The organism is Marinococcus sp. LNHM5E3-2.1 (assembly GCF_056034365.1).
In genome coordinates this window covers 1-4,050 of the sequence record NZ_JBQLIB010000027.1, presented here as the reverse complement: position 1 = coordinate 4,050, position 4,050 = coordinate 1, and the positions used below count along the sequence as shown (strand labels likewise).

6 protein-coding genes and 1 pseudogene are annotated in these 4,050 nt (G+C 47.9%); all 7 read right to left on the bottom strand.

The genetic code is table 11. The annotated features are described in order from the left end of the window. Positions 1-115 precede the first annotated feature (115 nt). Positions 116-796 carry a Crp/Fnr family transcriptional regulator gene (locus tag ACTRXH_RS15935; RefSeq protein ID WP_474279493.1) on the bottom strand — a complete coding sequence of 227 codons (681 nt, stop codon included), beginning with the start codon at positions 794-796 and terminating at the stop codon, positions 116-118. A 361-nt stretch (positions 797-1,157) separates the two neighbouring features. Then, positions 1,158-1,379: a hypothetical protein gene (locus ACTRXH_RS15930; RefSeq protein ID WP_474279491.1), complete on the bottom strand. Its 222-nt coding sequence runs from the start codon at positions 1,377-1,379 to the stop codon at positions 1,158-1,160. Between the two features lie 31 nt (positions 1,380-1,410). Next, entirely contained in the window at positions 1,411-1,842 is a 432-nt protein-coding gene (locus ACTRXH_RS15925; RefSeq protein WP_474279489.1) for a hypothetical protein, read from the bottom strand. A gap of 157 nt (positions 1,843-1,999) precedes the next feature. Next, complete coding sequence (locus ACTRXH_RS15920) at positions 2,000-2,239, bottom strand: hypothetical protein (RefSeq protein WP_474279487.1); 240 nt, start codon at positions 2,237-2,239, stop codon at positions 2,000-2,002. Continuing rightward, positions 2,220-2,573, bottom strand: a complete 354-nt coding sequence (locus tag ACTRXH_RS15915; protein ID WP_474279485.1) for a hypothetical protein — start codon at positions 2,571-2,573, stop codon at positions 2,220-2,222. Before ACTRXH_RS15915 ends, ACTRXH_RS15920 begins: the two co-directional genes overlap by 20 nt. A 31-nt stretch (positions 2,574-2,604) precedes the next feature. Continuing rightward, a complete protein-coding gene (locus ACTRXH_RS15910) occupies positions 2,605-3,357 on the bottom strand; it encodes a helix-turn-helix domain-containing protein (RefSeq protein ID WP_474279483.1) in 753 nt (250 codons plus the stop codon). A 513-nt stretch (positions 3,358-3,870) separates the two neighbouring features. Continuing rightward, positions 3,871-4,050, bottom strand: a pseudogene (locus ACTRXH_RS15905) (hypothetical protein); the annotation flags it as partial.

The following is a 4,050-nucleotide window of genomic DNA, read 5'->3' as shown; positions in this document are numbered from 1 at the left end:
TCTTTTTAGTATACGACCCTTCGGGGCGCTTGCCTACAAAAAAACTGTCGAGAAAGGAGACTTTCTCGACAGCCTGAGAGGGGGATTGAGATATCTCAATCCCCCTCTCTGTTTTTTATATTTCGTTTAAAATCTTGTACGCTTTGTCGGCATTCACCGAGATAACGCCTTCCTGTTTGATCACTTCTTCTTTTTTTAAGGTGCTTAAGACCGCGCTTGTGGTTTCCCTTGTCGAGCCAATCATGTTCGCAATATCGGCATGCGTTAATTTCATCTCAATAGACTGCCATTCATGGTACCGCTTGCCTTCTTTTTCACTCAACTTTAACAGGAGAAATAAAATCCGGTACCGGACATCGGATAACGCGATCTTTTCACTCATGGAATACGTTTCCTTCAGCCGATTGGATAAAATATTGATCAGCTTTAAAGCGATCTTCGGATGCCGCTCAATGAACGATTCAAACTCTTCCACATTAATGATGCACACATACGTATCTATCATGGCTTCGGCGTACACGTTTTCGTCTGTTAAAGCGATCGAGCTTGTTTCCCCAAAGATATTACCGCTAGTTAAAATATCAACCGTGAATTGTTTGCCTTCATGATTCATTCGATACAACCGAACCTGGCCCTGTTTCAATAAAAAAAGCGCCGGGATCGGTCGTTCCGGCGACACAATAATGGCCCCCTTTTGAATCGGACGCATTTCACTCATTTGATCAATCGTGCGCAGTTCTTCCTTTGTTAATTCTTCAAATAAACTGATTTGAGAAATCAGGGAAAGTTTGTCCATTGGGTTCTCCTTTCTTGATGGCAATACGGCCTCCGAGAAATAGCCGTTCCCTTATTAAATATCACTAGAAAAAAAAGACATATCATCTAATCGCAACGTTACCGTCGTTTCAATCCAAATGTCCCCTTACTTCGGGGATTCCCTTTTGATTTCATTATATCTCATGGTCATGAAAACTTTATCGGTTTCGTATAATTGATCACGTTCACTCCATGAGGAAGGATAGCCCCTCCGTTTGAATGATACTTATTGAACCTATCTCGATGATACGTGTTCAAATTTTCTGAGACTTGTTCTCGCCTATCCTCATCGGTTAGACGGCCATACTTTCTCTTGATGATAACCAAAGACCGCCCTCCTATTATTCCGGTCGTTGGACGTTCGCTTGCCGCCACGCCCCTCCCAGGGTTTCCGGGGTAACATCTCCTGGTTCTGCTTCCTGAAGATCAAAAACGTAGGTCTGTTCTTTCGGCAAGGCTTCCTCGCGCTCAGCATCTATCCCCAGGCGGACCGTGTAGGTGAGTTTGATCGGAACTTCTTCGACCGGGTACCAGATCGCTCCACCCCTCGTCTCCCCTACCAAAATGTCCCCGCCGGGCCACGTGCTCCACCTCTCATCTGGGGAGATCTGTTCGTCGGCCTCCGTGATCGTCATCTCTTCCGGGGGTAACCGACACAGCTACTTCTCCTTTATTCATGCTGATCATATCCACCACCACCGCTGTCATCGATGGACGCGAGGCATCCAGATATTCGTTCCGTATATCTTCCTCCGGGGTGACCTTGATCACACTCACCCGGCCAATATTCATATGGAGAGGGCCCACGGTTTCCTGCTGGCCCGTGCCGGTCTTTAGTACTTCCACTTTGCCCAAGTCCTCCATGTGGAAGCTGTTGTTCCTGGCAAGTGCCGTGACTTCTTTGTCCACGGTGTCCGCTGTCACCGGACTGGTAGAAAGATCCGGCGGATCCGATGGTGGTTCTTCGCTGCAAGCGCCTGCCAGCCAGGTTGGCGTGGTCGCGAGCATCAGTAATCCCTTTTTCATGTCTTATGTACTCCTTTGGGCCATGTTTGCTGTTTCTTACGTTGGCTGGCGCCCAACGCACCTTCCTTCTTCCCACCAAGAAAGGCCACCCTGATACTATCCGCGGGCTAACGGTTTGCCCGAGGGGACCGCTCAAAGGTGCCAACGTGGTTGGTGCTCACTGATGGGTCGGGGGACGCTCCTGGTGGAGCTTGATGACCAAGGAACCGGACGAAGACGTTTCTTGTTTCACCGCGTTGCTTTGCCTCAATTGCCAGACGGAATCGCTGATTTCTTTCGCATGGACGGGAAACGGCAGCATTTCCATGACTTGTCTCTTGAGTGTCGACAGAGGTAATGCATCCCCATCCGAAACCAGGCAGAAGATCACCGCCTGTTTAACGCTTTGCGTCCGCATTCGTCCGGCCTCCTTTCATTCGCTTCCTCGGTCGGTGATCTTCGGTCTGAAGGGCCGGAGCCAGTTCCTGGTGAAACTCGTCGGACGCCGCTCCGACATACAGGGTTTCCTCCTCCGCATTCCTCCCGGAGTGGTCTGTCACTTCCCAGAAATAAGCAGCGCCTTCATCTTGAAGGATCTGTAGATGAGATTCTACCAGAGGTTTCTGCTCCGGCAGTGTTGTCAGATACACTCGGTCCTGGTACATCAATGCTTGCAGGACATCCTGATGCAGTTGAGCAGAGAGGTAGCGAATCGCTCGTTGAATTTTATACTTTTGCAGGGAAATAACCATGGCATCTCCTTCTTTTCATGGATGTTGGTGATTAGCGCCGGGTCGCCATCGCCCGGTACTGTCTCGGCGTGTATCCGTAAATGGTCTTAAAGCACATCCCAAAATAGCTGGGACTCGAGAATTGGAGCTGCCGCGCAATCGTTTTGGCCGAATCGTTGGTGGTTTGCAGCAGCAACGCGGCGTGCTGGACCCGTTTGTAATTCACGTAATTGGGAATCGACATGCCCAGTTCTTCATTGACCAGTCGGGACAAATGACTCCGGGACACCTGCAGTTGATCGGTGAGATAAGCCATGGGCAGTTTTTTCGACAGGTGCTGTTCCACCAGGGAAATAAATTTGGAAATAAGAGGGTGGTGGTAGATAGGAATGTCCTGGTTCCACACCAGCTCGAGCATCACATTCACCAATACATCTATGCCTTCATAAAAATCCTCGTCCCGCTCCCATTCGTCCAGCACATTGATTAAAGCGACCGATGCCGCCAACGTATGCCGGTCATAGGAAAAAGCCTGGGCATGACGGTCCGTGAATCCTCCAACCAAAAAGAAATAATACTTCTTTAGAATCTGGAGGCGTTTATAGGCATCCGGTTCCAACGAAATAATTCGATAGATCGTGCCCAGTTCCTGTTTCGCTTCGCGTTTCTGGCTTCGAAAGATACGATCAAAAAACCGATTCTGAGCCATAAACAGCTCCACCAATTCGTCATTCTCCGCCCGTTCCAATTTTTTCAGTTCCTGTTCATAGAACAAGTGAAACCGGGGATGTGCTTTCGTTATCATGAGGAGGGCCCCCTTACCTTCTCTATCAAGGATTTTTTCTACCATACTACATGGGAGGTTTTCTTCTCTATTAATGAGATATCAATTTCTATTAATATTTGCTCATTTCTATCAAAAGGGCATCATCTTTTGTTAAAAAATTCCTCATTTTCTTTAAGAACTTTTGCTTGGCGCTATTCCTTCCCCGGTGGTTGGGTATCTTTGCTTCTGATTCATCAAGCCAGCCTGCCGACGCTTTAACTGTCGGCAGGCTGGTTTTCGTTTTTTGAAATTTGGAAGAAATTTTGTGGAATTTTTCTTTAATTTAGATGAACCCTCAAATGACAATGAGAAATCAAGCTAATCCAGATATCTACTTAACATAATCGCGATTATCAGCAGTTCCCAAATAAAAAGGAAGCAAAAACGCCTCTTTCCATGAGGGTGTTTGCTTCCTTTTTTTATGCCTTGTCGCTTTTTTTGTCTAGGGGCCAGAGGGCTTTCCTGGTTTAACATTGGTTTGCTCTTTCGTTTTTATTCGCGAGAAAGGAGCTTCTTGAATTTCTGTTGGAGCTCATCCGCCTGGTGTAAAGCCCTAACGTCGTTTAACACCTCTTTGGGCCGGCTGCCCTGACCAATGATGGCCCCCTCGTAGTGGAGGCCGATATAACGGCAAATGAGTTCGAACTGTTGGAGAAGCGGGGCGGACACTTC

Excerpts from the sequence above, each read along its gene's own strand:
- ACTRXH_RS15935 (WP_474279493.1), bottom strand. The coding sequence starts at position 796 with ATGGACAAACTTTCCCTGATTTCTCAAATCAGTTTATTTGAAGAATTA.
- ACTRXH_RS15925 (WP_474279489.1), bottom strand. The coding sequence starts at position 1,842 with ATGAAAAAGGGATTACTGATGCTCGCGACCACGCCAACCTGGCTGGCA.
- ACTRXH_RS15920 (WP_474279487.1), bottom strand. The coding sequence starts at position 2,239 with ATGCGGACGCAAAGCGTTAAACAGGCGGTGATCTTCTGCCTGGTTTCG.
- ACTRXH_RS15915 (WP_474279485.1), bottom strand. The coding sequence starts at position 2,573 with ATGGTTATTTCCCTGCAAAAGTATAAAATTCAACGAGCGATTCGCTAC.
- ACTRXH_RS15910 (WP_474279483.1), bottom strand. The coding sequence starts at position 3,357 with ATGATAACGAAAGCACATCCCCGGTTTCACTTGTTCTATGAACAGGAA.